Origin of the sequence: Marinobacter sp. MIT932201 (assembly GCF_047123295.1) — a bacterium.
In the GTDB taxonomy this organism is placed as follows: domain Bacteria; phylum Pseudomonadota; class Gammaproteobacteria; order Pseudomonadales; family Oleiphilaceae; genus Marinobacter; species Marinobacter salsuginis.
In genome coordinates, this window is sequence record NZ_CP138917.1 from 2810211 (window position 1) to 2834840 (window position 24630).

Below are 24630 nucleotides of genomic sequence, written 5' to 3' on the forward strand. Positions count from 1 at the left end.
GGTATCAGGCCGCCTGACGTTTTCTGAGTGCTGACACCAGCTCGGCCTCGGGACGGGAAATTCCGCACGTGTTCATAAGATCGTCGATATCGGCGCCGAGATCAACCAGTCGAGAGGCTTCATCGTAAGAGATTCGCAGCGGATCGTTCTGGCGCATTTCGTCGAGCGTGGTCCTCAGCTCGTGCAACTGACGCTCACAGCTAACCAACCGCTGCCCTACCCCCATGCTGCCACTGGTGGTGGCATGCAGTTCCCGGCCAAGGGTATCACAGCGCTCTTTCAGCGTTGCTCGGAGGCTACGTACCTGGCGCCCGAGAACCAGGCCCTGAACGAAAACCAGAGACAGGGCCGCAACAGTCAGCGCCCAGGGAAGGTATGAAGGAATTTCTGCAAACATGACGGATGTCTCCCGTTAATTGCCACGGAAGGCATCCATCGTGAGGCCTGTAGCGGGTTGCCCCGGATCACAGTGCCGCGATTTCAGCCCACTCGTGGTCTGACAGCATCTTGTCGAACTCAACCAGAATGATCAGTTCGCCATCCTTGTTGCACACGCCCTGGATAAATTTGGCACTTTCCTCGTTACCCACGTTCGGTGCAGTTTCAATTTCGCTGGCTTTCAGGTACACCACCTCGGCGACAGAATCCACCAGAATGCCCATAACCTGGTTGGCAGATTCCATAACCACAATCCGGGTGGCATCGGTTACTTCGGCATCGGCCAGGCCAAAGCGCCGGCGGGTGTCGATAACGGTAACCACGTTACCCCGAAGGTTGATGATGCCGAGCACATAATCCGGGGCCCCCGGAACCGGAGCAATCTCCGTGTATCTCAGCACTTCCTGAATCTGCATGACGTTCAGACCGTAGGTCTCATCATCCAGCCGGAAGGTAACGTACTGCAGTACCTGATCGTCCTGGGCCTGATTGGTTTGTCCGCTCGGGGATGCCATAGCGATGTTTCTCCTCTTGGGCTGCCCGGCGGGCAACCTGATCGTCAAAAAAATATCATCAGTGCCCAATACTATAGTTAAGGGCACAAACCGTGCCAGCACGGCTCGGTTTCATTCAGTAACCATTGTTTGCGTCAGCTCAGATCCAGATGGTGCTCTCTTTCCGCCCTCACCAGCAAGTCTGCCATGGTGCGCACATCAATCAGCGCACACATGTGGTCAATCACAGTGCCGGCCAGCCACGGACGCTTGCTTCGGGCTGTGCGCCAACGCACTTCGTCCGGCCGGAGGGTAAAGGACTGGGCGACGTCATCACAGGCGAGCCCCCAGTCGCTGTTATCCAGCCGGATCACGAACCGGTAGTTGTCCCGGGCATCGGGCGGCACCCGCCCTGCCATGATCCATTCGGCGGTATCCACCACCCTCAGGTTCTGATCCCGGTCCGGGCGGATTCCCATGTACCAGCGTGGACTTCCCGGGATGGGCCGGATCTCTTCTTCAATGCGGTGAATGGCACCGAGCAGAATCAGAGGCACCGCCAGCTGCAGACCGGCCACCGTGAAAATGAGGCACTCAAAGGGCTGTTCTGACCACTCCGGGCGGGACGGCGGCGCGGCCGGCTCCGGCGCAGGCTGAGCTTCAATCCTTGCCTTCGGCACCGGCGCTTCCGGCACCTGTCGCACCACTGGCCTCTCAGGTTCCGCCGGCGTTTCCCGGACCCGTTTGGGTGGTTCAGGTCTTGCCGGCGGTTTTTCGACGGTTGGCACAGATGCCGGTTTCGTGCGGGTTGCCACCCGCGGTTCCGGAGGTGCAGGTTTCACCGGTTCCGGCGCTTCGATTTCCTCCCGAAGCGCCGTATCAGTGGCCGTGTGCAGCAGTTCGTCAAGATAACTGGCAATGGCAGTTTCCGGATCCGCCAGCCGTGTCAATTTATCGTCAGCCATGCTGACGCTCCTTCACCCTGCCCACCCGGGCCATGAGATCATCCAGCAGATGGCTGTAGGCGCGGACACCATGGGTTTCGGCATCCAGCGCGGACGGTGTTATGCCGCCCTGGCTGGCATCCCGAAACTTGGTGTCCACCGGAATCGCAAACTGCCAGAGGGACTCGCGGTAGGTCTTCCGCAACAGGTTCAGGCTTTTCACCGACGCCTGTGTCCGCCGGTCATACAAGGTGGGCACAATGGTGTAAGAAAGTTCGTTTTTCTGGGAACGCATGATCATCTTCAGGGTGTGGAGCATGCGCTCCAGGCCCTTGATGGCCAGAAATTCGGTTTGCACGGGAATGATCAGATGCTGGGCTGCCGCAAGGGCGTTAACCATCAGAACCCCCAGAGAGGGAGTATTGTCGAGCAGGACATAATCAAAGTCGTCCCAGAGCTGGGCCAGGGCCCTGGAGATAATCAGCCCCATGCCCTCAACCCCGATCATCCTGCGCTCAAGGGTAGCCAGAGCCGCACTTGCCGGTAGCAGGGACAGCCCCTTGCAGCTGGTTTCGGTAATCAGCTGGGCCGGAAGACCCTCGGGCACCTTACCCTGATGCTGGAACAGATCGAAAACGCTGTGGGCGATGGTATCCGGGTCATACCCGAACCAGCTGGTGAGCGAGCCGTGTGGGTCCAGGTCTACAACGAGAACACGCTTGCCTCGCTCGGCAAGCAGGCCGCCCAGCGCGACAACACTCGTGGTTTTACCGACACCACCTTTTTGATTGGCTACTGCCCAGATTCGCACGCTTCGATTCTCCAGAGAACACGTCGGTGTGGCCGAACTTTAACGATAGCCACAGCCCGGTTATCGGCCACTCCCCGGGCAACTTGAACGAATTGCATTCGGGAGTGCCGGCAAGCTCTTGCCGGCGCCTTTTTGTTAACGGGGATTAATACAGGAACCGTGCCAATGGCTCTATACGCATCTGCCGACGATGCCATTCAGCGCATAGCGCCGCGGATACTGGCGTCACGGGAAATCAGCAATACCACCCGCCGATTTCTGCGCCGTCCCTCTTCCGTGTCATTCCGGGCAACCGGCTGATACTGGCCATAGCCGACAGCCGCCAGACGTTCCGGCTCGATGCCCTCCATCACCAGCATCCGGACCATGGCAGCCGCCCGGGCGGCTGACAATTCCCAGTTTGACGGAAAACGGGAGGTACTGATCGGCTGATTATCGGTGAAGCCTTCCACTTTGACAGCGTTGTCCCGGTTGTTCAGAACCGTGGCGATTTTCTCGACCACCTCGAACGCATCGTAATGGGGCTCGGCATCGCCGCTGCCAAACAACAGACTGTTGGGCAGATTCAGCTCCAGCCACTGGTCGCTGGTCTCAAGCGACACCACGCCCTGGTTGATCAGCTCATCAAACTCCATGGAAAGCTGGTCAGCCATGGCTCGCAGCGCTTCGGTCCGCGCCTGCGCGTCCATCTCCGGATTTCGGGGCGCTTCGGTCACCGCCGGCGGGATTACGTTCTCGGCAGGCGCATTCAGCGATCTCTGGGGCTGGTCGCCAATCTCGATTGGCTGGAAGGAGCGCTGGGGTGCATTGAACACGCCGGTCAGGGTTTCAGAAAGGACTTTGTATTTGCCTTCGTTAACGGACGATACCGAGTACATCACGACGAAAAAGGCGAACAGCAGGGTGATGAAATCCGCGTAGGAAATCAGCCACCGCTCCTTGTTGTGCAGATCATCCTGGGGTTGCCTACGGCGCCGCATAAGTTGGCCTGCGCATGCTTACTGCAGGAAGCCCCGCAGCCGCAATTCGATGGATTTCGGGTTTTCACCCTCGGCGATGGCAATCAGGCCATCGATCATCATGTCCTCATAGCGGGTGCGCTCCCGCACGATACCGCGCATCTTGTTAGCGACCGGGAAGAACAGGAGGTTGGCCAGCGCCACACCGTAGATGGTGGCTACAAAGGCGGTTGCGATCCCGCTACCCAGGGATTGGGGATCCTCAAGGTTGGTCATCACCTGGATCAGGCCCATGACAGCCCCGATAATGCCGATGGTTGGCGAGTAACCACCCATGGCCTCGAACACCTTGGCCGACTCCAGATCCCTCTGCTCACGGGATTCCAGATCAACTTCCATGATGCCCCTGATGGTCTCGGTTTCGGCACCGTCGACCAGCAACTGCAACCCCTTGCGGGCAAAGGGCTCCGGCTCGCGCTCGGCAAGCCCTTCAAGGCCCAGCAAGCCCTGCTTGCGAGCTTTTACACTCCAGTCAATGACTTTTCCGATACCGTCTTCAAGGTTGATAAACGGCGGGAAAAAGACCCAGCGCACCTGAGTGAAAGCCCGCTTCAGCATGGGCCACGAGGTCTGCAGGATAGTCGCGGCCAGAGTGCCACCGATGACGATGATGGCCGCCGGCCCATTAAACAGTGAGCCAACCGCTCCGCCTTCCAGCAGGTTACCGCCAAGAATTGCGGCAAAGGCCAGTATGACCCCGAGCAAACTCAGGATATCCATCAGCAGACACCTTCGACCAGACGCGGACCGATTTCGTCCAGGGACAGCACGTCGTCAGTCAGTCCTGCCTTGGCAACGGCCATGGGCATGCCATAGATAACCGATGACTTTTCATCCTGGGACCAGATGTCCGACCCGCTCTGCTTCATCATCCGGCACCCTTCCTTGCCGTCCGAGCCCATGCCGGTAAGAATGACGCCGAGCGTCTTGCCCGGGAAACTGCGGGCCAGGGAACCGAAGGTGACGTCGACACAGGGCTTGTAGTTGAGCCGCTCGTCGCCGGGCAGGATGCGGATCCTGGCCTGCCCACCCCGGTTCTCAACCATCATCTGCTTGCCACCCGGTGCCAGAAGAGCAAGTCCCGGCCGCAACACATCGCCATCCGCGGCCTGCCGGACTTCAATCCGACAGAGCTTGTTCAGGCGTTCAGCGAAAGCCGGCGTGAAGCTGGCAGGCATGTGCTGTACCAACACGATGGGAGCCGGAAAGGTTGCGGGCAACGCCGTCAGTACCCGTTGCAGGGCAACAGGTCCACCGGTGGAGGTTCCGATGCCAACCACAGCGTAATGCTTTGCCGGGCCTCGACGGGTAGGACGCCTCTGCGCCTCGGGTTCAGGCGCAGCCGCAGGGCTGTGGGCGCCTGGCCGCTGGCGCGGCGTGACTTCCGCACGAGGACGGGCCGGCGTGGCGGGAGCGCGGGACGTGGGCGCCGAAGGTTCGGGGCGGGCCGGCGCTGCAGGGCGGTTGCCAGGGCGGCTGCGGGCCACGTCCAGAATCCGCTCAATCAGGATTTTCTGGAGCTGGCTGTTGTCCCGGGCAATTTCTTCAAAGTTCTTGGGCAGGAAATCGACGGCACCCGCCTCGAGGGCATCGAGTGTGACGCGGGCGCCCTCATAGGTGAGAGAAGAAAACATGAGTACCGGTATGGGGTGTTTGCGCATGATTTCGCGCACGGCGGAGATGCCATCCATCACCGGCATTTCGTAATCCATGGTGATCACATCGGGACGCAGCTTTTCGGCCAGCTCCACGCCTTCCCGGCCGTTGGTTGCAGCCCCAACCACCTTGATCTGGCCGGAGCTGGTCAGGATTTCCGTCAGCCGTTTGCGAAAAAACCCTGAATCGTCAACGACCAGGACAGAAACTGTCATCCACTTCTCCTACCCAATCCATCGTTCTTCGGCCTTCTATGGCCGCAGTCACCTGAAAGCCCGGCTTAGCCGTAGTGTTGCAACAGGCTTGGCACATCAATGATCAGCGCGATCCTGCCGTCGCCGGTAATGGTGGCGCCGGCCATTCCCGGCGTACCCTGGAGGGCTCGACCGAGGGGCTTGATCACCACCTCTTCCTGCCCCACCAACTGGTCGACAACAAAACCGACCTGTTTGGTCCCCATGGCTACGATGACCACATGGGCGTTCTCCGGCACTTCCTGGGAAGTACCATCACGCACCAGCCATCGTTTGATGTGAAACAGCGGGAACACCTTTTCCCGGACCACAATACACTCTCGTCCGTCGACGATATTGGTCTTGGTCAGGTCCAGATGGAAGATCTCGACCACATTCACCAACGGCAGCGCGAACGATTGGTCACCCAACATGATCATCAGTGTGGGCATGATGGCCAGGGTCAACGGAACCTTGATGACAATCCGGGAACCCTTACCCAGTTGCGATTCAATGCTCAACTGTCCATTGAGCTGGCCTATCTTGGTTTTGACCACATCCATGCCTACGCCACGACCGGAGACGTCCGAGATCTGCTCCTTCGTGGAAAAACCGGCTGCGAAAATCAGGTTAAAGCACTCGGAATCGGTCAGGCGATCCGCGGCATCCTGATCGTAAATCCCCTTCTCGACGGCCTTGCGACGGAGCACTTCCGGATCCATACCGGCGCCATCATCCTCGATGAACAGCAGGATATGATCCCCCTCCTGTTCGGCAGACAGGGTTACCGTACCCTGGCGTGGCTTACCTGCTTTCTCGCGCACTTCCGGGGCTTCGATCCCGTGATCGACCGAGTTTCGCACCAGGTGAACCAGCGGATCAGACAGCGCTTCGACCAGATTCTTGTCCAGATCGGTGTCTTCACCGTGCATCACCAGGTTGACCTCTTTCTTGAGGTTCCGGGCCAGGTCACGCACAACCCGGGGGAACCGGCCGAACACCTTCTTGATCGGCTGCATACGGGTCTGCATGACGGCAGACTGGAGGTCGGTGGTGACCACATCCAGGTTGGACACGGCTTTGTGCATGTGTTCGTCTTCGCTTTCCGCGCCCAGACGCTGCAAGCGGTTACGCACCAGCACCAGTTCACCCACCATGTTCATGATGTCGTCGAGACGCTTGGTGTCAACACGCACCGTTGTTTCAGCCGCGGGCGCGTGTTCGCGGGCGGGCATCGCAGGGGTGGCAGCGCCTTTGGTCTCCGGCTTCCCGGGCTTCGGTGCCTCTGCTTTTGGCTTGGCTGGCTCTTTCGGCGCTGAGGGCTCTTTTGGCGCTGAGGGCTCTTTCGCTGCTGAAGGCTCTTTTGGCGCTGAAGGCTCCTTCGCTCCCGCGGGCTTTTTCGGAGTGGAGGACTCTCCGCCGGCAGTCGGGCTTCCACCCTTGCCATGGAGATCGTCCAGCAGTTTTTCGAATTCGTCGTCGGTGATCAGATCGTCGCTGCCACCGCCTTCTGCCTTGGCCGCCGGCTTTTCTTCTTTGCTGACAGCCTCGTCCTCGCCCGCAGGTGCGCCGGCAAACTGCCCTTTTCCGTGCAGCTGGTCGAGCAGCGCCTCGAACTCGTCGTCGGTTATCTCGTCATCTCCGGAACCCTCCCGGTCACCGGAAGACGCTCCGGAGTCTGAAGCCGGTGCCTGTTCTTCGCTCTTTTCGTCCTGCAAGGCATCCAGAAGCTGTTCGAATTCGTCGTCGGTGATGTCGCCGCCATCCTCCGCCGGTTCACTCTCTTCGTGCTCTGGCTGAGGGGCAGCGACAGGCGCTCCCTCACCTTCTGGCAGGGCCAGGGCATCGAGGCGGGCAATCAGTTCGTCCGGAGCCGGTGTTGGTTCCTCGTGATTGCGAACCTCTTCAAACATGGCATTAACGTTATCCAGGGCCTCCAGAACCACGTCCATCAGTTCAGAGTCCACCTTACGCTTGTGATTGCGCAGAGTGTCGAAAACGTTTTCGGCGGAGTGGCAGCAATTTACCAGCGCTTCAAGCTGAAGGAAGCCGGCGCCGCCTTTAACGGTGTGAAAGCCACGGAAAATGGCGTTGAGCAGATCACTGTCGTCAGGATGTTGCTCAAGATCTACCAACTGCTCTGACAGCTTTTCGAGAATTTCACCGGCTTCTACCAGGAAGTCCTGCAAAATCTCTTCATCAGCATCAAACGCCATGCGTTACCCTCTTTGTTCAGAAACCGAGACTGGACAACAGGTCGTCAACGTCATCCTGTCCCGAAACTACATCTTCACGCTCATCGGCCTTGATCTGGGGCCCGACGCCCTTCTCTGCAGATTCTTCCTTCTCTTCAATCTGGTGCACGGTGCCGGTGAGCTGATCCACATGGCTGGCCATCACCACCAGGCTGAGCATCTGCTCCTCAACCTCTTTTACCAGGGCGGTGACCTTCTGGATAACCTGGCCCGTCAAATCCTGATAATCCTGAGCAAGCAGGATTTCCGACAGATTGTTGTACATGGTGTCAGCGTCGCTGGCTGTGCTGACAAAAAAGCGATCAATACGGCCGTACAGTTCCCGGAACTCCGCCGGCTGCATCTCCCGACGACGCAGACGTTGCCATTCGTCCCGCAAGGAGGCCGCTTCTTCACGAAACGCGTTGGCCACCGGCATGGTTTCCTCAACCAGGTCCATGGTGCGGTTGGCCGCTTCGCCGGTCATCTGCACAACGTATTCGAGGCGATCGGAGGCGTCTGTCATCTTCGACAGCGCTTCCTGCTGTTCCGCGTTCCGGGGGTCAATCTGGAAGTTCCGGATGGCTTCGTGCAGGCTCCGGGTCAATCGCCCTACCTCGCGGTACAGACTTTGATCCCTGACCTCGCTGAGTTCATTGATCAGGGTCATGGCTTTGGCATAATCACCGGCATCAACACTCTCTGCCAGCTCTGCTGCCTGCCGCTGGAGCTTTTCGGTCACCTCCGGCTCAAGGCCCCGATGGTTCTTTTTGCTATCGCTCATGAGAGCCATCCGACCTCTGGTTACTGGATTCTTTCAAAGATTTTCTCAATCTTTTCCTTGAGCACAGCGGCAGTGAACGGTTTGACAACGTAGCCGTTCACGCCCGCCTGAGCCGCGGCAACAATCTGGTCGCGCTTCGCCTCAGCCGTTACCATCAATACCGGCAGGGTTTTCAGATTCTCGTCAGCCCGGACAGCCTTCAGAAGATCGAACCCGGACATGCCCGGCATGTTCCAGTCGGTGACCAGAAAGTCGTATTTGCCGCTCTTCAGCATCGGCAAGGCTGTGTTGCCATCGTCTGCTTCATCGGTGTTGGTGAAGCCCAGATCACGCAGCAGGTTTTTGATGATCCGTCGCATTGTGGAGAAATCATCCACAATGAGGATTTTCATGTTTTTGTCCAATGGGACCTCCAGTTAGTAACACCCGGAATTCGTTTGACCTTCGCGTTCAAAGTCTAGCAGGCCGCTGTTTAAACCGCTTATTGTCAGACCTTTGCTTCCGTTGTAAAGCATCGGTTACCAAAAACTACAGACTGCCCCTTCGCAGACACAGACTGAACGCAATCAGCTGTCCGGTTCCTGGCGCCAATCCGACAACCGCCCCCGAAGGCGCAAGGCAGCCTGGCTGTGAATCTGGCTGACCCTGCTCTCGCTGACGCCCAGCACGGCGCCTATTTCCTTGAGGTTCAGCTCTTCCTGGTAATAAAGGCTCAGAACCAGTTTTTCCCGCTCCGGCAGGTCTTCAATGGCCTCAGCCAGGCTCCGCCGGAAGGCATCGGAGGACAACCCCTCCAGAGGGTTATCCTGCGTCTCTGTCTGTTCTATCGGCAGCTCTCCGGATTCATTGAGCTCATCGAGGCTAAAAAGTCGGCCACTGTTGGAATCGGAAAGATAGGAATGATACTCAGCAAGCTCCATGCCCAGCTCCTCGGCCACTTCCTGATCCTGGGCTTCCCGGCCAAGCCGGTCTTCCACAGCCTTGATGGCCTGGGAAATGCGACGGGCGTTTCGATGCACGGAGCGGGGAACCCAGTCGCCCTTGCGAATTTCATCGACCATCGCCCCACGAATCCGGATACCGGCGTAGGTCTCGAAGGTGGCTCCTTTGGTGGAACTGTATCGCTGGGCAGCCTCAAGCAGGCCAATCATGCCGGCCTGCATAAGATCTTCAAGCTGAACGGAAGCCGGCAGGCGGGCCATCAAATGGAGGGCAATTTTCTTGACCAGCGGCGCGTGTTGCTCAACAAGCTGAGATGCCTTCTGCGCACCCGACTGGTTATAGATTCCGAGGTTTTTCGCCAATGTCATGTATCCGGTTTCTTGTTTGACTGGATCCGATTCAGACTTCGACGAGCCGCTCCACAAAGAATTCCAGATGTCCACGGGGAGAGGACGGCAACGGCCAGCTGTCTACCTTGTCGGCCAGAGACTTGATGGCCAGGGAGGCTTTCGCTCTGGGATAGGCATCCAGCACTGCCCTCTGTCTCTGGACTGCTTTCTTCACTGCCTCATCGTAGGGGACTATACCGACATATTGTAGTGCCACATCGAGGAAGCGCTCGGTGACCCGAGTCAGTTTTTCGAACAGATGCCGGCCTTCCTGCTCATTCCGCACCTGGTTGGCAAGAATGCGGAAACGATTGGTTCCATAATCCCGGTTCATCAGCTTGATCAGGGCGTAGGCATCGGTGATGGACGTGGGTTCGTCACACACAACCAACAGTAACTCCTGGGACGCCCTGAGAAAGCTGACCACCGATTCGGAGATACCGGCGGCAGTGTCGACAATCAGTACATCGATCTGATCCCCCAGCTCGCTGAACGCATTAATGAGCCCGGCATGCTCCATGGGACTGAGCTGGGTCATCCGCTGGGTACCTGAGGAGGCAGGAACGATCTTTATGCCGCCGGGACCATTTACCAGAACGTCCTTGAGGTCACAGTCGCCTGCCAGAACATCCTGAAGGTTACGGTTGGCGGTGATGCCCAGCAATACGTCGATGTTGGCGAGCCCAAGATCGGCGTCGAGCAGCACCACTCTCCGGCCTTTCTGCGCCAGGGCAATTCCGAGGTTGACCGACACGTTACTCTTGCCGACTCCACCTTTACCGCCGGAAACTGCAATCACCTGTACCGGATGTGCTCTGCTCATACTGTTTTTTGTCTCTTGCCACGTTTCGCCGGTGCGTTTCCGACGCCTGCTGTCAATCTGTCCGGTCTCAGGCGTGCTCTTTCAGGCCCTCTGCGACCGCCTGCTGTTGCTGGAGTGTTTTAAGCCGATCCACGGCCAGCCGCACCAGCGGAACAGCTTCTGCGTGGTGCAGATCTTCAGGAATCTTCTGCCCGTCTGTGTAGTAGGCTACCGGCAGACCGGTTTCCATGACAAAACCGAGGGACTCACCCAATGTGAGGGCCTCATCGATCTTGGTCATCACACAGCCCGCAAGATTTGCCATCTTATAGCAATGCCAGACGGATTTCATGATGCGCGGCTGACTGGTTGCCGAGACGACCAGATGCGTTTTGACATTGTGATGGCTGCGAGCCAGTTCGGCCAGCTGTTCCTGATAACCTTTATCCGAACTTGTCAGCCCGGCAGTATCAATCAGAACCAGGTGACGGTCTGACAGCTCGTCCAGAATATCGTCCAGGCTGTGAGTCTCATCCACCACCCGAACCGGCACATTCAGGATACGACCGAACACGAACAGCTGCTCGTGCGCCGCCACCCGGTATCGATCGGTGGTGACCAGAGCCAGGGAGTCGGAGCCATGCTTGAGCACATACCGCGCCGCCAGCTTTCCAATCGTGGTGGTCTTGCCGGAACCGGTAGGACCCACCAGCGCATAGGCGCCCCCCTCATCAAGCCACTCCATGCGAGAGGTCCGGACGCCGGTGCACAGCATTTTCAGGGACTGCTTCCAACCATCTTCCAGTCGCCCTGCCTTATGGCGACGGGAAATTGACCCTGCCAGCTCGCTGTCCAGGCCGAATTCCTGCAGGCGCTCGGCCAGCCTTTGCTGAACAGCCGTGTTTGTCGAAACCACCGGGTCCGGCTGCGGGCGACCACCCTGCATCATATCCCTGAGGGAGCTGATCTCGGCACGCATCTGTGCGAGTTCATCAGAATAGACATCCTTCGGCGCCTGGGGCTCAGCCACACTATCACCGAAATCGCCGCCGACCGTTTCCTGAACAGCAGCAAACGACGGACCTGAGTAGCCGGCTCCCTGGGAGGCACGCTTTTCCCTGACTTCACGGATGCGGTCACGGGATCGGCTCAATTCATCCTCGAGACGACGATGCTGGTCAGCCTGCATTTCTGCCAGGCGGGATCCGTTGGTGGCTTCTTCGGCCTGGTTGCCCAGGCGCTGGCGCGCCATGTTTTCGTCATAGTCCAGCGCCGTCACGATTTCGACACCACCGTCGACCCGACGGTTGGAAAGAATCACGGCATCCGGCCCCATCTGTTCACTGACCTGTTTCAGCGCCTCTGCCATGGTCTGAGCAAAAAACCGTTTTACTTTCATGATGCCTCTTCCTCCACCGGCAACGCCGTGCCGGCGCTGTCCGCTCTGTCATCCGCGCCGTTACTGGCCAACGGACGCCACGATCGTAATCTGTTTGTTATCCGGAATTTCCTGGTATGAGAGCACGTGCAGTCGCTCTACCCCATAGCTGGCAAACTTCGCCAGGACCGGCCGCAGTGGCCCGGACACCAGCAGAATGGCCGGTTTGCCAAGCATCTCCTGGCGCTGGACGCTCTCCTGAAGCGATCGCTGGAGCTTCTCCACCATATTCGGCTCCAGAACCAGGCCAATGTCTTCCTGACCGCCGGATTGTTGACTCTGCTGAACAGACTTCAGCAATAACTGTTCCAAGTCCGGATCCAGGGTGATCACCGGTATCTCCGATTCGTTGCCGCAGATGCTCTGGACAATCATCCGGCGCAGGGACTGCCGGGCTACGGTGGTCAGCAGCTTGGGATCCTGACTCTTCGGATGAACATTCACGATGGCCTCGGCAATGGACCGCATATCCCGGATCGGCACTTCCTCCTTCAGCAGGTTCTGCAAGACCTTCAGGAGCAGACTGATTGAAACGGTGGTGGGTACCAGCTCTTCGGCCAGCTTCGGAGAAATCTTCTCAAGCTGATCCAGCCACTTCTGGACTTCCTCGTGGCCCAGCAGTTCGTGGGCGTGTTTCTGCAACACCTGGTTCAGATGGGTGGCAACCACGGTACTGGCATCGACCACGGTATAGCCAAGGGTCTGAGCCTGGTCTTTCTTATCGGGCTCGATCCAGCAGGCATCAAGACCGAACGCCGGATCCTTTCCTTCAATCCCTTCGACCTTTCCAAATACCTGGCCGGGGTCGATGGCCAGCTCCCGGTCCGGGTGAATCTCCGCCTCGGCGATGGTTACGCCCATCAGGGTGATGCGATAGACGTTGGGCATCAGGTCCAGATTGTCGCGAATGTGCACCGAAGGCATCAGGAATCCCAGATCCTGGGACAGTTTTTTACGAACACCCTTGATGCGACTGAGCAACTGACCGCCCTGGGACTTATCCACCAGCGGAATCAGCCGATACCCCACTTCCAGACCGACGATATCGACGGTGGAGACATCGTCCCAGCCCAGCTCTTTGGTCTCTCCGGGTGCCGGCAGCTGACGACCCTGATCGCCACCCGCGTCTCCGCCCGGCGGCAGATCACGACCCGCCGGTCGCGGTGCCGCGCCGCCAGCGCCCCTGGCCGGGAAGGCGCCCTCCTCCTCGACAGTCTGCCTCTGGTGTTTCCAGATATACCAGGCAGCGCCGCCAGCCAGCGCACCCAGACCCAGGAAGGCCACGTGAGGCATGCCGGGAATCAGGCCGAGGATAATCAGGATTCCAGCGGCAATGGACAGTGCCTTCGGCGCACTGAACATCTGCTGCAGGATCTGGCCGCCCATGTCCTGGCTGGAAGTAACCCGCGTTACCATGATCGCCGCAGACGTGGACAGCAGCAGCGAGGGAATCTGTGCCACCAGGCCGTCACCAATGGTCAATAGCGCATAGCGCTCCATGGCCAGCCCGAAATCCAGGCCGTGCTGGAGCATACCGATGGCGATCCCGCCGACGATGTTAATGGCAAGAATGAGCAGGCCGGCAATGGCATCGCCTTTAACGAACTTGGACGCACCGTCCATGGAACCATAGAAATCCGCTTCCTGGGCAATCTCGGCCCGGCGATGCTTGGCTTCGTCCTGATTGATCAGGCCGGCGTTGAGATCCGCATCAATGGCCATCTGTTTGCCGGGCATGGCATCCAGGGTGAAACGGGCACTCACTTCGGAGACCCGGCCGGCGCCCTTGGTGACCACCAGGAAGTTAATGATCATCAGGATCGCAAAGACCACCAGACCCACGGCGTAGTTGCCTCCGATGAGTACCGCACCGAAGGATTCGATCACCTTACCGGCCGCGTCGCCGCCCTCGTGGCCGTTCAACAGAACGATCCGGGTGGACGCCACGTTCAAGGCCAGACGCAGCAGCGTGGCCACCAGCAGTACCGTGGGGAAAGAGGCAAACTCCATGGGCCGAAGGGCGTAGACACAGACCAGCAGAATGACAATCGACAGGGTGATGTTGAACGTGAAGAACACGTCCAGCAAAAACGCCGGCATGGGCAGAATCATCATACCGAGCAAGCCCATCAGCATGATGGGAATGCCCAGATTTCCCCGCGTCAGGGTTTTGACGTTATTGAGGACTAAAGCTCTGTCCATGCCGGATACTTCTCCGATTGGCCGTGCCTGCAGGCGTTTCAAAGGTCGAAAATCTGACGCGGCGGCGTCGTTTGGAAGAGTTATCGCAAGATCCGTACCAGCCCTTAGTGGATTTCCGCGAACCGGCCATTTGCGGCCTGACTCGCCTTGCCAGATGCGGTATCCTTGCGCCATTTAATTGCGACGCTAAAACCCCAACCAGACACACAGGTGACCCCATGCCAATCCACGAGGTAAAACACCCTCTGATCCGCCACAAGCTCGGCATCATGCGCCGTGCGGATATCAGCACCAAGAATTTCCGGGAGCTGGCACAGGAAGTTGGTGCACTTCTGACCTACGAGGCCACCAAGGACTTTAACCTGCAGGAAAAAACCATCGAAGGCTGGGCCGGCCCAGTGAATGTGGAACAGATTCACGGCAAGAAAGTCACCATCGTTCCGATCCTCCGGGCCGGGCTTGGCATGCTCGACGGTGTTCTGAGCCTCATTCCCGTTGCCCGGGTCAGTGTTGTCGGCCAGATCCGCAACGAGGAGACACTCGAGGCCAGCACCTATCTGGAAAAACTGGTGGGTGAGCTGGATCAGCGAATGGCCATGATCGTCGATCCGATGCTCGCTACCGGCGGCTCCATGATCTCCACCATTGACCTGCTCAAGAAAGCCGGCAGCACCGAGATCAGGGCCCTGGTTCTGGTAGCCGCGCCCGAGGGCGTCAAGAAAGTCCTCGAGGCCCATCCGGACGTGTCGATCTACACGGCCTCCGTTGATGAACGCCTGAACGAGAAAGGTTATATCCTTCCGGGTCTCGGCGATGCCGGCGACAAGATTTTCGGCACCAAGCAGAAGGACGTTTAAGCATGCAGGATCGTACCAACGACCCGGTCTGGAAACAGGCCATTGCCGGCTCGCAAATGCTGCTGGTGGCCTTCGGTGCCCTGGTGCTGATGCCATTGATCACCGGCCTGGATCCCAACGTGGCCCTCTTCACCGCCGGCCTGGGCACCCTGATCTTTCACGTGGTGACCGGCGGGCAGATCCCGATCTTCCTGGCGTCCTCCTTCGCCTTTATTGCCCCCGTAATCGCTTCCAAGGGCCGATTTGGCATGGAAGAAACCCTGGGCGGCCTGATGGCCGCAGGTATTCTCTACATCTTCCTGAGTGGCCTGGTTCGGATGCGGGGCACCGGCTTTGTCCGCCGCCTGCTGCCGCCAGTGGTCATCGGCCCCGTGATCATGACCATCGGCCTCGGCCTGGCACCGGTTGCCGTTCACATGGCCTCCGGCCGCACTGGTGACGGCGCCAACCAGCTGATCCCCTACGACACCGCCATCTGGATCGCGATGATTTCCCTGGCCGTAACCATCATCATGTCGGTCTGGGCCAAGGGCATCTTCCGCCTGATTCCCATCATGTTTGGCGTGATCACCGGCTACATCCTCTCCGCGTTTGCCGGCATCGTAGATACTACGCCCGTCAAAGAAGCCGCCTGGTTTGCCGTTCCCAACTTCGTTGCGCCCGAGTTCAGCTGGGGCGCCGTGCTGTTCATGATTCCGGTGGCCATCGCCCCGGCCATCGAACACATTGGCGACGTACTGGCCATCGGCAACGTGACCCGCAAGAACTATCTGGAAAAGCCGGGCCTCCACCGCACCCTCCTGGGTGACGGCCTGGCCACCAGTGCTGCTTCCATGCTCGGTGGACCACCCAACACCACCTACTCTGAAGTCACCGGCGCGGTCATGCTGACCAAGAACTTCAACCCGAAAGTCATGTGGTGGGCGGCCGGCGTAGCCATCGTTCTGGCCTTTGTTGGCAAGTTCGGCGCGGCACTGCAGACCATCCCGGTCCCCGTTATGGGCGGCATCCTGTGCCTGCTGTTCGGCTCCATTGCCGTGGTTGGCCTTAACACACTGATCCGTCACCAGGTGGACCTGTCACAGTCTCGCAACCTGGTTATCGTCGGGGTCACCCTGGTATTCGGTATCGGCGGGATGGTGCTGGGGCACCTGGAAGGCATCGCGCTTTGTGCGGTAGCGGCCATCATCCTGAACCTGATCCTCCCAGGCAGCCGCGAGGCATGGGGCAAAGCCGTCTATGAGCAGAAAGCCGACTGACAGCTCCGGCATCAGCTTCACTGCCCTCTATACCGGTGCCGTCTGGCACCGGTACGGGCTTTCTGACGATACCCTGGCAACGGAAAAAGGCCGCTGGCTATACCGCTTGATGACACCCTTCGAGGCCGCCAGCAAGGCGGCTATCGGTGGCAACATCCGCACCTTCCTCCTGCAACGCCATCTGATCATCGACCACCTGATCGACCAGGCCATCAAAGAAAAGGGCATCACTCAGTTCCTGGAAATCGCCTGCGGCATGTCTCCCCGGGGCATCCGGTTACGCCAGAAACACCCCCTGCTCCACATGGTCGAAGCCGACCTGCCCGACATGGCCGCCCGCAAGGCGCTCCGCCTGATGGCCACGGGCCGCCTCGGCGACCATCACCAGGTCACGCCCATCGATATCCTCGCGGATCACGGCGAGTACCAACTGGAAAAAGTAATCGACCGGGTATTCGAGAACAACGAGCCGGTAATCATCGTCACCGAAGGCCTGACCAGCTATTTTTCCCTTAAAACCATCACCGAGTTCTGGCGCCGCCTGGCCGCAGCCATGGCCAAGCGCCCGGGTTCAGTTTACCTGTCCGAAAGCTACTGCCAGCCAAGCCAGCCTGTACTGAACACCACCCTAAAAGCATTAGGAGGCGTCCTCGGGGCCATCACCCGCAGCGAGGTATCCTTCCACTTCCGGACTGACGCTCAGGCAAGGGAGCATTTCCTGTCCTGTGGGTTCGCCTCTGCCACCGTGCATGACCCGCGGTCCTGGTATGGAATCTTGCCGATTCCCGAAAGCCGCGCTGAGCCGATGGTTCGGGTTATTGAGGCTGGTTGCTGACCTTGCCTTCGAGTCCTGCCCTAGCCTGCTGTTTCGGGGTAAGAGGTTTGTGGGTCTGCTTCCCAAAAACCGCTACGAGCACATCCATGTGCGCTTGACTGTGGCCATCCATGGCCACAGACATTTTTGGGAAGCAGACCCACAAACCTCGCAAACCTGACGGGAATCCGCCAAAACCGCGTAGATTGGATTAGGCGAGGCCCTAATCCAACAAATGTTATTAAAACCACAACGGGATTGTCGGATTACGGCTTCGCCTAATCCGACCTACGGTCAGCACTAGTATTTTTCAGCGATATCGATGGGTTTGAAAAGCGGTTGTGGGTGGCCTTTTCAGGACTGTCTGTGGCCATGGATGGCCACAGTCAAGCGCACATGGATGTGCTCGTAGCGTGTCCTGAAAAGGCCACCCACAACAGCGCTAACTCCTAAACCCGCAGGCTACTTACAGGAACCCCGCTCAGAACTAAACGTCGCGCCGCAAATCAGAGGGAATCGGGAAATCAGGCATACCGGGCTTGGGCCCACGCCCCTTGCGGAACTGCCGTAGCTGGAAGACATAAGCGAGCACCTGAGCAATAGCCATATAGAGGCCATCAGGAATTTCCTCGCCGATATCCGTGTTGTGGTAAACCGCGCGGGTCAGCGGCGGTGTTCTCAGAATCTCGACTTTGTTCTCGCGGGCAATTTCCATGATCTTAAAGGCCACCTCATCCGCCCCCTTGGCCACTACAATCGGCGCAGCCATCGCCTTCTGATCGTACTTCAGGGCCACGGCATAGTGAGTCGGGTTGGTAATTACAACGTCGGCGGTCGGCACATCCTGCATCATCCGGCGCTGGGCCATTTCGCGTTGGAGCTGTCGGATCTTGCCTTTGACCTCGGGTTTACCTTCGGTGTCCTTGTACTCGTCCTTCACTTCCTGCTTGGTCATCCGCAGTTTTTTCTGGTGATCGTAGATCTGGAAGGGTACGTCGATGGCCGCGATGATGATCGTGGCGCAAGCCAGGAGGAAAAAGCTCCAGGCGATGGTCCAGAGCACGTGTTCCATTGCCGGCACCACCGGTTCCTCGGCGATGGACAACAGGTCTTCGGTGCGTAGATCCAGGATGAGAATGGCCAAAGCCATGACAAGGCCGACTTTTGCAATGGCCTTGACCAGCTCGATCAGAGAGCGCATTGAGAACATGCGCCCCAGGCCCTTGATGGGGTCCATACGATTTAGTTTCGGGGCCACGGCCTTGCCGCTGATCAGCAGACCGCCAATTCCGATTGAGCCGAAGATGGCGGCAATAAGAAGTAGTACCAGAATCGGCGAGAGGGCCCAGGCGGCTTCCTTGGAAGATTCGATGAGCTGGACGCTCATGTGCCGCATGTCAAAGATGGCGGACCGTTCGATCACGAAGCTTTCGCGCATGATGGCTTCCAGCGACGCTCCGAGGCTGGCGCCGAACACGAGCATGCCTCCCGCGCCAGCCAGGAGCACCGCCATGGTGGCCAGCTCTTTGGAACGGGCAGTCTGGCCCTCCTCCCTGGCTTTTTCGAGCCTTCGGGGGGTGGCCTCTTCCGTTTTTTCCTGACTGTTATCGTCTTCTTCGGCCATGAGTCTCTATGGCTGCCCTTGCAGTCCCCGCATGAATTCAAAGGTCTCCCGGGTGTACTGATCAAAGTGCGGCAGAAAATTGGCGTGCAGCACCCATATGGCAAACAATCCAAAAATCAGGCCAATCGGGAAGCCCAGGGCGAAGATGTTCATCTGCGGCGCCGCCCGGGTCATGACGCCGAAGGAGATGTTGACGATCAGCACGGCGGTAACAGCCGGCAGCGCCAGCAGCATGGCCGAGGCGAACATCCAGCTGATCCGGTGGGCCAGTTCCCATACGCCTGTCTGGCCCAACCCTTCCATGCCGATGGGCAGGGTCCGGAAGCTTTCGATAAAGACTTCGAAAGCCACCAGATGTCCATTCATGGCCAGGAACAGCAGAGTGATAGTAATGGTATAGATCTGGGACAGGACGGGCACGTTCACGCCGTTGGCCGGATCCACCATGGAAGCGAAGCCCAGGCCCATCTGCATGGCGATCATCTGGCCGGCGATGACGAAGAGTTGCCAGAGCGCCGTGAGTGCGAAGCCCATGCCGACACCAATGAGGATCTGCTGCAGGGTGATCACCACCGCATCGGCGCTCAGGGCCTCCACCTGAGGTACAGGCGGGATCATGGGTGCAATCAGGATGGTCATTAGCAGAGCCAGCCCCAGACGGATCCGCGCGGGTACCAGCTGGGTACCGAAGATGGGGATCACCATCAGGAAGCTGGCCAGGCGGAACAGTGGCCAGATGTGCTGGCCGACCCATTGGCCGATAACGTCCGCGCTGATTTCCGCCGGTATCATCCGTCAGCCGATCAGGTAAGGAATGTTACCGAACAGCCGGTTGGCGTGGTCCAGCAGCTGCGTCAGCATCCAGGGGCCCCACACGATGATAACGATCAGCGTAACCAGCAGGCGGGGCAGGAAGCTCAGGGTCTGTTCGTTGATCTGCGTCGCCGCCTGAAAGGTACTGACCACAAGGCCAATCACCAGACCCGGTCCGATGATGATCGAGGCAAGGAGAACAATCATCCAGAGGGCTTCGCGCAGGATGTCGATAACGGTTTCCGGAGTCATGACGCCTCCTATATTCCGTAGCTGGCGGCCAGGGTGCCCATGATCAGGGCCCAACCGTCCACCAGCACAAACAGCATGATCTTGAACGGCAGGGAGATGATGATCGGCGACAGCATCATCATACCCATGGCCATGAGAACACTGGCCACCACCATGTCGATAATCAGGAACGGGATAAACAGGATAAACCCGATCTGGAACGCGGTTTTGAGCTCACTGGTCACGAATGCCGGCATCAGTATCCAGAAGGACACGTCCTCGGGGGTATCGTATTGTACGTCCGAGATTCGCATGAACAGGGCCAGGTCACTCTCCCGGGTCTGCTCCAGCATGAATTTCCGGAACGGCTGGCTGGCCAGTTCCACTGCCTCCAGGGACGTCACCTCTTCCTGCATATAGGGTTGTAATGCCACCCGATTGGCCTCTTCCAGCACCGGTTTCATGATGAAGATGCTGAGGAACAGGGCCAGTCCCAGGAGAATCTGGTTCGAGGGCGTGGACTGCAGGCCGATGGCCTGGCGCAGGATGGCGAACACAACGATGATGCGGGTAAACGAAGTCATCATCATGAGCATGGCCGGCAGGAACGTCAGCGCGGTCATCAGCGCAAGGATCTGCAGGGTGACCGAGTATTCCTGCGCGCCCTCGCCTTCTCCCGGGGTCACGGTAAACGCCGGTATACCGGGGATGCCGGAGGGTTCCTGCGCGAACGCCAGAGGTGCCCAGAAAAAGCCTGCCAATAAAATCAGGGAAGGCAGCAGTCGCTTGATGGTTGCGGCAAGCATGGGGCTAATCGTTCCTTGTCGGGGAGGTCCAGGACTTGCCGATCATGCCCTGCAGGCGGCGGGCAAAATCGCTGGAACCGGCGCTGCCGGCCTCGACAACCGGCTCATCAAACACATGGAGGGTTCGGATTGCCGATGGCGTAATGCCCAACAGGATCTGCTGGCCGCCCACTTCAATCAGGGCAATACGCTCCCGGGCTCCTATAGCCATCACCGAAACCACCTTGATGGCGTTGTTGTTCATGCCGGTCATGCCGTTCATCCGCCGGATGATCCAGGCGCAGCCATAGATGACTGCCACAACGGCCACCAGACCCAGCCCGAGGCTGACGATGGTACCGAGCGTATCCGGGGCTCGCACCGGAGAGTCGGGCGCGGCTGTGTTTGCCGTTTCCTGGGCAACAACCGGATGGATTACCAGCAGCGCCAGTGCCGCAGTCAGTCTGGCCCACATGTTACTTCTGCAACCGCTTGATGCGTTCGCCCGGGCTGATCACATCGGTGAGACGGATGCCGAACTTTTCATTCACCATGACCACCTCGCCATGGGCAATCAGCGTACCGTTGACCAATACGTCCAGAGGTTCACCCGCCAGCCGGTCCAGCTCGATAACCGACCCCTGGTTCAGCTGTAGCAGGTTCCGTATCGGGATCTGGGTGTTGCCGACTTCCATGGAGATAGTGACCGGTATGTCGAGGATAACGTCGATATCCGGAGCCGGGCCACCACCCTGGGCAGGTTCGCTTCCGGCATCAAATTCTTCCATGGGCGCAGTCTGAACGTCGTCTTCGTCGCCACCGGTCTCGCCGGCCTCGGCCATGGCAGCGGCCCACTCGTCCTCACGTTCGCCTTCGTCACCGGACTCTTCCATGGCGGCTTCCCACTCGGCAGCCAGCTTTTCGTCTTCGCTGAGTTCCTGCTCGTCTTTCTTGTCGTCGTCAGCCATTGCGTCCCACCTTCAGTTGTTTCTTTACCTTGGGCACAGATGCCCGTTCGTGAATTCGAAGCGCCAGTTTCCCGTCACGGGTTCCCAGAGTCGCCTTGTAGACCGGGATTCCGTTGGCGGTGACCGTCAAATGCTCGGGAATCTCAACCGGGATGATGTCGCCGGCTTTCATCTTGGCAATGTCCCGCAACGAGATCCGACGGCGACAGACCGTGGTGTTGATCGGTACGTTTACCTCTTTGATGTCTTCCTGAAGCGCATTCACCCAGCGCTCATCCACATCGTCGATATCACTCTGGACCCCGGCATCCAGCACATCACGAATGGGCTCGATCATGGAATAGGGCAAGGCAAAGTGCAGCTCACCACCGCCGCCATCGAGCTCAATATGGAAGGTGCTGACGACAACCACCTCACTGGGGCTGACGATGTTGGCCATGGCCGGGTTGACCTCGGAGCTCAGGTACTCGAAGTCCACCTTGAGGACCGCATGCCAGGCTTCCTTCATGTCATGAAACACCTGGTCCAGAACCATCTGGACAATGCGGGTCTCGGTCGGGGTGAACTCGCGACCCTCGATCTTGGCGTGGCGCCCTTCCCCACCGAAGAAATTGTCCACCAGTTTGAAGACCAGCTTGGCATCCAGCACGAAGAGCGACGTGCCGCGCAACGGGCGTACCTTGCACAGGTTGAGACTGGTGGGCACGTAGAGGGTATGGATGTACTCTCCAAACTTCATGATCTGAACGCCGCCAGTCGAGACATCGGCGTTGCGACGCATCAGGTTGAAGAGGCTGATCCGGGTATAGCGGGCAAAGCGCTCGTTGATCATTTCCAGGGTCGGCATCCGGCCCCGGACAATGCGGTCCTGACTGGCAAGGTCGTAGGACTTTATGCCGGTATCGTCAGTCTCTTCATAGGTGTCAATGTCACCGTCGTCCACCCCGTGGAGGAGGGCATCGATTTCATCCTGTGACAACAAGTCCTGCATACGTAGTCCTGCCCCTGAAGTACCTTGGCCCGTGCGCTATTGCACGACGAAATTTCTGAATAACACCCGTTTGATCGCGGGCTCGCCTTCCAGCTCCAGCACCTGATTCACCGTAGTCAGCATCCGGTCGGCCAGGCCGCTCCGCCCCTCGGGCGTCTGCAATTCATTGAAGTCGCTGCTTCCAAGAACCGTGACCAACTGGCTTCGAATCAAGGGCATATGCAATTTGGCAGCTTCCAGCGCCTGCTGATCCGTTGACTCGAGCGCCAGATAAACCTGGGCGTAGCGCTGGCGACCCTCCGCCTGAACTGTGGTAACGATGGCTTTGTCGATCTGGTGATAGCTACTGGGAATGAAGGTTTCCTCTGCAACCTCTTCCGACTCACCGTCGTCGCCACCCATACCCGGCAAGCCATCACCGAGAAACCAGAGGGTGCCCACCACGGACAGTACAATCGCCAGAATGACCACCACGACCAGCATGATGATCAGCTTCAGTTTTCCTTTCTTGGCAGGCGCCGCTTCAGATTCGTTATTTTCAGCCATAGTCTTCGATTTGCCAGAAATCCGTCAGACGGAGCGTTTTCCGTGACTTTTCAGGATAAGATGCAAAGGACGGGCCAGAACACCCAACCTTCCCGTTCAGAACAGCAGTTTAGCGTTGCCGGGAAGGATGGGCAAAAGAGATTGGGGGGAATTTTCAGGAGTGTCAGGCGAAGATGTCCACTTCGCCTTTCCAGCTCAGATCAAGGCTACCGGTATTGGCATTGTCATCTTCATGATCGCCAGCGACGAGGGACGTCGAATCTGCATCGGAGCCGTCACCGCCTCCGGTTCCCTGTTCGCCGGTCTGCTGCCTGGGCGAGTCAGACACATCAAAGCCAGCCAGTGACAACCCCTGCTCACCCAGCATGTCCCGGAGCCGATGGGAGTGGAGTTCCAACTGATCCCGGACCACCGGATTCGCAGAATGGACAGTAATGTTCGCCTGCTCGTTCTGCACCCTGACCTTGACCTCCATGGGCCCCATGTCTGGCGGAGTCAGGTGGATTTCAGCAACCGACATATTGCGGGCGGTCAGCCAGCTGAGCTTGCCGACCAGTTTGTCGCCCCATTCAGCGTGGCCGACCGGCACGTCGATCGACGTGGCATAACCTCGCAGGGGCGCAGCATTCTCGCCTGCCAGCTTGGCGGCGCCATTCGCGTTATTGGCCACCTGCTGGGAGACAAGATCCATGGCTGACTGGAATCGGCCAGACCCCATCAGCGAGCCCGAATCCGGATTCCGACCTGAATCGGTGAGTACCGACGCTTTCATAACATCTGTCAATGTGGCATCGCCAGTGACGGCACCGGCCGAGGTCTGCCCCTTCTGACCGGACACGGACGAGAGAACGCCATTAAACATGCCGGCAACCGCAGTTGCCTGCCCCGTCCCGCCAGCTGACACACTGGCGCCGGTTCCAGCGCCGCTCACCGAAACGACGGCTTCACCGGAACGGCCAGCCTGCGGCCCCAGTAATGACTGTAACTCGGCAAAGGTCAGTGGCAGTGCGGTGGGCCCTGCTCCGGCTTCATCGCTGGCAACGGGCACGTCACTGGATTCCCGGGAGTCGCTACCGGAGGCCGCATCAGGCTTCTCGCCAGACTTTGCGCTGGCATTGGCATCGGGTTTTGTATCCGACGCATCGTCACGGGCAGACCGGGTTTCATCAGCAGACTTTGCATCGGCGTTGCGATCCGCTCTCTGGCGGTCCAAACGCTTCTGCTCTGCCTGGGAGACAGATTCAAAATCGTTTTTTCTGTCAGCCGGATCCCGGCTGGCTCCGGATTTCGACGGGCCGGAATCCTTTTGAGTCCCGGGCGAGGGAGTTTGGGGGAGAACCATCTGGGCCATGGCAA

General features: G+C 58.7%; 26 protein-coding genes. 3 read left to right on the forward strand and 23 right to left on the reverse strand.

What is annotated here, in order from left to right; all coding sequences use genetic code 11:
- Positions 1–4: 4 nt before the first annotated feature.
- From SIC15_RS12830 to flhA, 14 genes are all read right to left on the reverse strand, one after another.
- Entirely contained in the window at positions 5–397 is a 393-nt protein-coding gene (locus SIC15_RS12830; protein WP_053112462.1) for a DUF2802 domain-containing protein, read from the reverse strand.
- A gap of 67 nt (positions 398–464) precedes the next feature.
- Positions 465–953 carry a chemotaxis protein CheW gene (locus tag SIC15_RS12835; protein WP_008173094.1) on the reverse strand — a complete coding sequence of 163 codons (489 nt, stop codon included), beginning with the start codon at positions 951–953 and terminating at the stop codon, positions 465–467.
- Positions 954–1087: 134 nt separating this feature from the next.
- Positions 1088–1897 (reverse strand): chemotaxis protein CheW, encoded by an 810-nt coding sequence (locus SIC15_RS12840; RefSeq protein WP_008173093.1) that lies wholly within the window; start codon positions 1895–1897, stop codon positions 1088–1090.
- On the reverse strand, positions 1890–2687 hold the full coding sequence (locus tag SIC15_RS12845) for a ParA family protein (protein ID WP_412536082.1): 798 nt from the start codon (positions 2685–2687) through the stop codon (positions 1890–1892). Before SIC15_RS12845 ends, SIC15_RS12840 begins: the two co-directional genes overlap by 8 nt.
- Positions 2688–2884: 197 nt before the next feature.
- Entirely contained in the window at positions 2885–3667 is a 783-nt protein-coding gene (motD, locus tag SIC15_RS12850; RefSeq protein WP_008173091.1) for a flagellar motor protein MotD, read from the reverse strand.
- An 18-nt stretch (positions 3668–3685) separates the two neighbouring features.
- Positions 3686–4426: a flagellar motor protein gene (locus SIC15_RS12855; RefSeq protein ID WP_008173090.1), complete on the reverse strand. Its 741-nt coding sequence runs from the start codon at positions 4424–4426 to the stop codon at positions 3686–3688.
- Positions 4426–5577, reverse strand: coding sequence for a protein-glutamate methylesterase/protein-glutamine glutaminase (locus tag SIC15_RS12860; RefSeq protein WP_412536084.1), 1152 nt, complete (start codon positions 5575–5577; stop codon positions 4426–4428). The genes SIC15_RS12855 and SIC15_RS12860 overlap by 1 nt, the downstream gene beginning before the upstream one ends.
- Before the next feature lie 65 nt (positions 5578–5642).
- Positions 5643–7811, reverse strand: coding sequence for a chemotaxis protein CheW (locus SIC15_RS12865; protein WP_412536085.1), 2169 nt, complete (start codon positions 7809–7811; stop codon positions 5643–5645).
- 16 nt (positions 7812–7827) lie between these two features.
- On the reverse strand, positions 7828–8613 hold the full coding sequence (locus tag SIC15_RS12870) for a protein phosphatase CheZ (protein WP_069183676.1): 786 nt from the start codon (positions 8611–8613) through the stop codon (positions 7828–7830).
- Between the two features lie 20 nt (positions 8614–8633).
- Positions 8634–9017 carry a chemotaxis response regulator CheY gene (cheY, locus tag SIC15_RS12875; protein WP_008173086.1) on the reverse strand — a complete coding sequence of 128 codons (384 nt, stop codon included), beginning with the start codon at positions 9015–9017 and terminating at the stop codon, positions 8634–8636.
- Between the two features lie 162 nt (positions 9018–9179).
- Positions 9180–9923 carry an RNA polymerase sigma factor FliA gene (locus SIC15_RS12880; protein ID WP_069183202.1) on the reverse strand — a complete coding sequence of 248 codons (744 nt, stop codon included), beginning with the start codon at positions 9921–9923 and terminating at the stop codon, positions 9180–9182.
- A 31-nt stretch (positions 9924–9954) separates the two neighbouring features.
- On the reverse strand, positions 9955–10767 hold the full coding sequence (locus SIC15_RS12885) for a MinD/ParA family protein (RefSeq protein WP_069183201.1): 813 nt from the start codon (positions 10765–10767) through the stop codon (positions 9955–9957).
- 67 nt (positions 10768–10834) lie between these two features.
- Positions 10835–12145, reverse strand: coding sequence for a flagellar biosynthesis protein FlhF (gene flhF / locus SIC15_RS12890; protein WP_412536086.1), 1311 nt, complete (start codon positions 12143–12145; stop codon positions 10835–10837).
- Positions 12146–12205: 60 nt separating this feature from the next.
- Positions 12206–14386, reverse strand: coding sequence for a flagellar biosynthesis protein FlhA (gene flhA / locus SIC15_RS12895; RefSeq protein ID WP_153633608.1), 2181 nt, complete (start codon positions 14384–14386; stop codon positions 12206–12208).
- A gap of 218 nt (positions 14387–14604) precedes the next feature.
- Here flhA and upp point away from each other — a divergent pair, with 218 nt between their 5' ends.
- Genes upp through SIC15_RS12910 form a run of 3 tightly spaced genes read left to right on the forward strand, consistent with a single transcriptional unit; the run spans position 14605 to position 17337 of the window.
- Positions 14605–15243, forward strand: coding sequence for a uracil phosphoribosyltransferase (gene upp, locus SIC15_RS12900; protein WP_069183198.1), 639 nt, complete (start codon positions 14605–14607; stop codon positions 15241–15243).
- A 2-nt stretch (positions 15244–15245) separates the two neighbouring features.
- Positions 15246–16502: a uracil-xanthine permease family protein gene (locus SIC15_RS12905; protein WP_412536088.1), complete on the forward strand. Its 1257-nt coding sequence runs from the start codon at positions 15246–15248 to the stop codon at positions 16500–16502.
- Positions 16483–17337: a class I SAM-dependent methyltransferase gene (locus SIC15_RS12910; RefSeq protein WP_412536089.1), complete on the forward strand. Its 855-nt coding sequence runs from the start codon at positions 16483–16485 to the stop codon at positions 17335–17337. Before SIC15_RS12905 ends, SIC15_RS12910 begins: the two co-directional genes overlap by 20 nt.
- A gap of 466 nt (positions 17338–17803) precedes the next feature.
- On the opposite strand, the gene flhB is transcribed toward SIC15_RS12910, so the two are convergent.
- The 9 genes from flhB to SIC15_RS12955 all read right to left on the reverse strand — a co-directional run bounded on the left by flhB (position 17804) and on the right by SIC15_RS12955 (position 24625).
- Complete coding sequence (gene flhB, locus SIC15_RS12915; RefSeq protein ID WP_412536091.1) at positions 17804–18940, reverse strand: flagellar biosynthesis protein FlhB; 1137 nt, start codon at positions 18938–18940, stop codon at positions 17804–17806.
- A gap of 6 nt (positions 18941–18946) precedes the next feature.
- Complete coding sequence (fliR, locus tag SIC15_RS12920; RefSeq protein WP_153633611.1) at positions 18947–19732, reverse strand: flagellar biosynthetic protein FliR; 786 nt, start codon at positions 19730–19732, stop codon at positions 18947–18949.
- A 3-nt stretch (positions 19733–19735) separates the two neighbouring features.
- Positions 19736–20005 (reverse strand): flagellar biosynthesis protein FliQ, encoded by a 270-nt coding sequence (gene fliQ / locus SIC15_RS12925; protein WP_008173075.1) that lies wholly within the window; start codon positions 20003–20005, stop codon positions 19736–19738.
- Between the two features lie 8 nt (positions 20006–20013).
- Entirely contained in the window at positions 20014–20790 is a 777-nt protein-coding gene (gene fliP / locus SIC15_RS12930; protein WP_136631518.1) for a flagellar type III secretion system pore protein FliP, read from the reverse strand.
- 4 nt (positions 20791–20794) lie between these two features.
- Positions 20795–21244: a flagellar biosynthetic protein FliO gene (gene fliO / locus SIC15_RS12935; RefSeq protein WP_412536092.1), complete on the reverse strand. Its 450-nt coding sequence runs from the start codon at positions 21242–21244 to the stop codon at positions 20795–20797.
- Between the two features lies 1 nt (position 21245).
- The gene (gene fliN, locus SIC15_RS12940; RefSeq protein WP_069183191.1) at positions 21246–21737 is read right to left on the reverse strand and encodes a flagellar motor switch protein FliN; all 492 of its coding nucleotides are present in this window, start codon (positions 21735–21737) and stop codon (positions 21246–21248) included.
- Positions 21730–22728: a flagellar motor switch protein FliM gene (gene fliM, locus SIC15_RS12945; protein WP_069183190.1), complete on the reverse strand. Its 999-nt coding sequence runs from the start codon at positions 22726–22728 to the stop codon at positions 21730–21732. The genes fliN and fliM overlap by 8 nt, the downstream gene beginning before the upstream one ends.
- A 36-nt stretch (positions 22729–22764) precedes the next feature.
- Complete coding sequence (fliL, locus tag SIC15_RS12950) at positions 22765–23274, reverse strand: flagellar basal body-associated protein FliL (protein ID WP_412536093.1); 510 nt, start codon at positions 23272–23274, stop codon at positions 22765–22767.
- A gap of 163 nt (positions 23275–23437) precedes the next feature.
- Positions 23438–24625, reverse strand: a complete 1188-nt coding sequence (locus SIC15_RS12955) for a flagellar hook-length control protein FliK (RefSeq protein WP_412536095.1) — start codon at positions 24623–24625, stop codon at positions 23438–23440.
- Between the last annotated feature and the right edge of the window lie 5 nt (positions 24626–24630).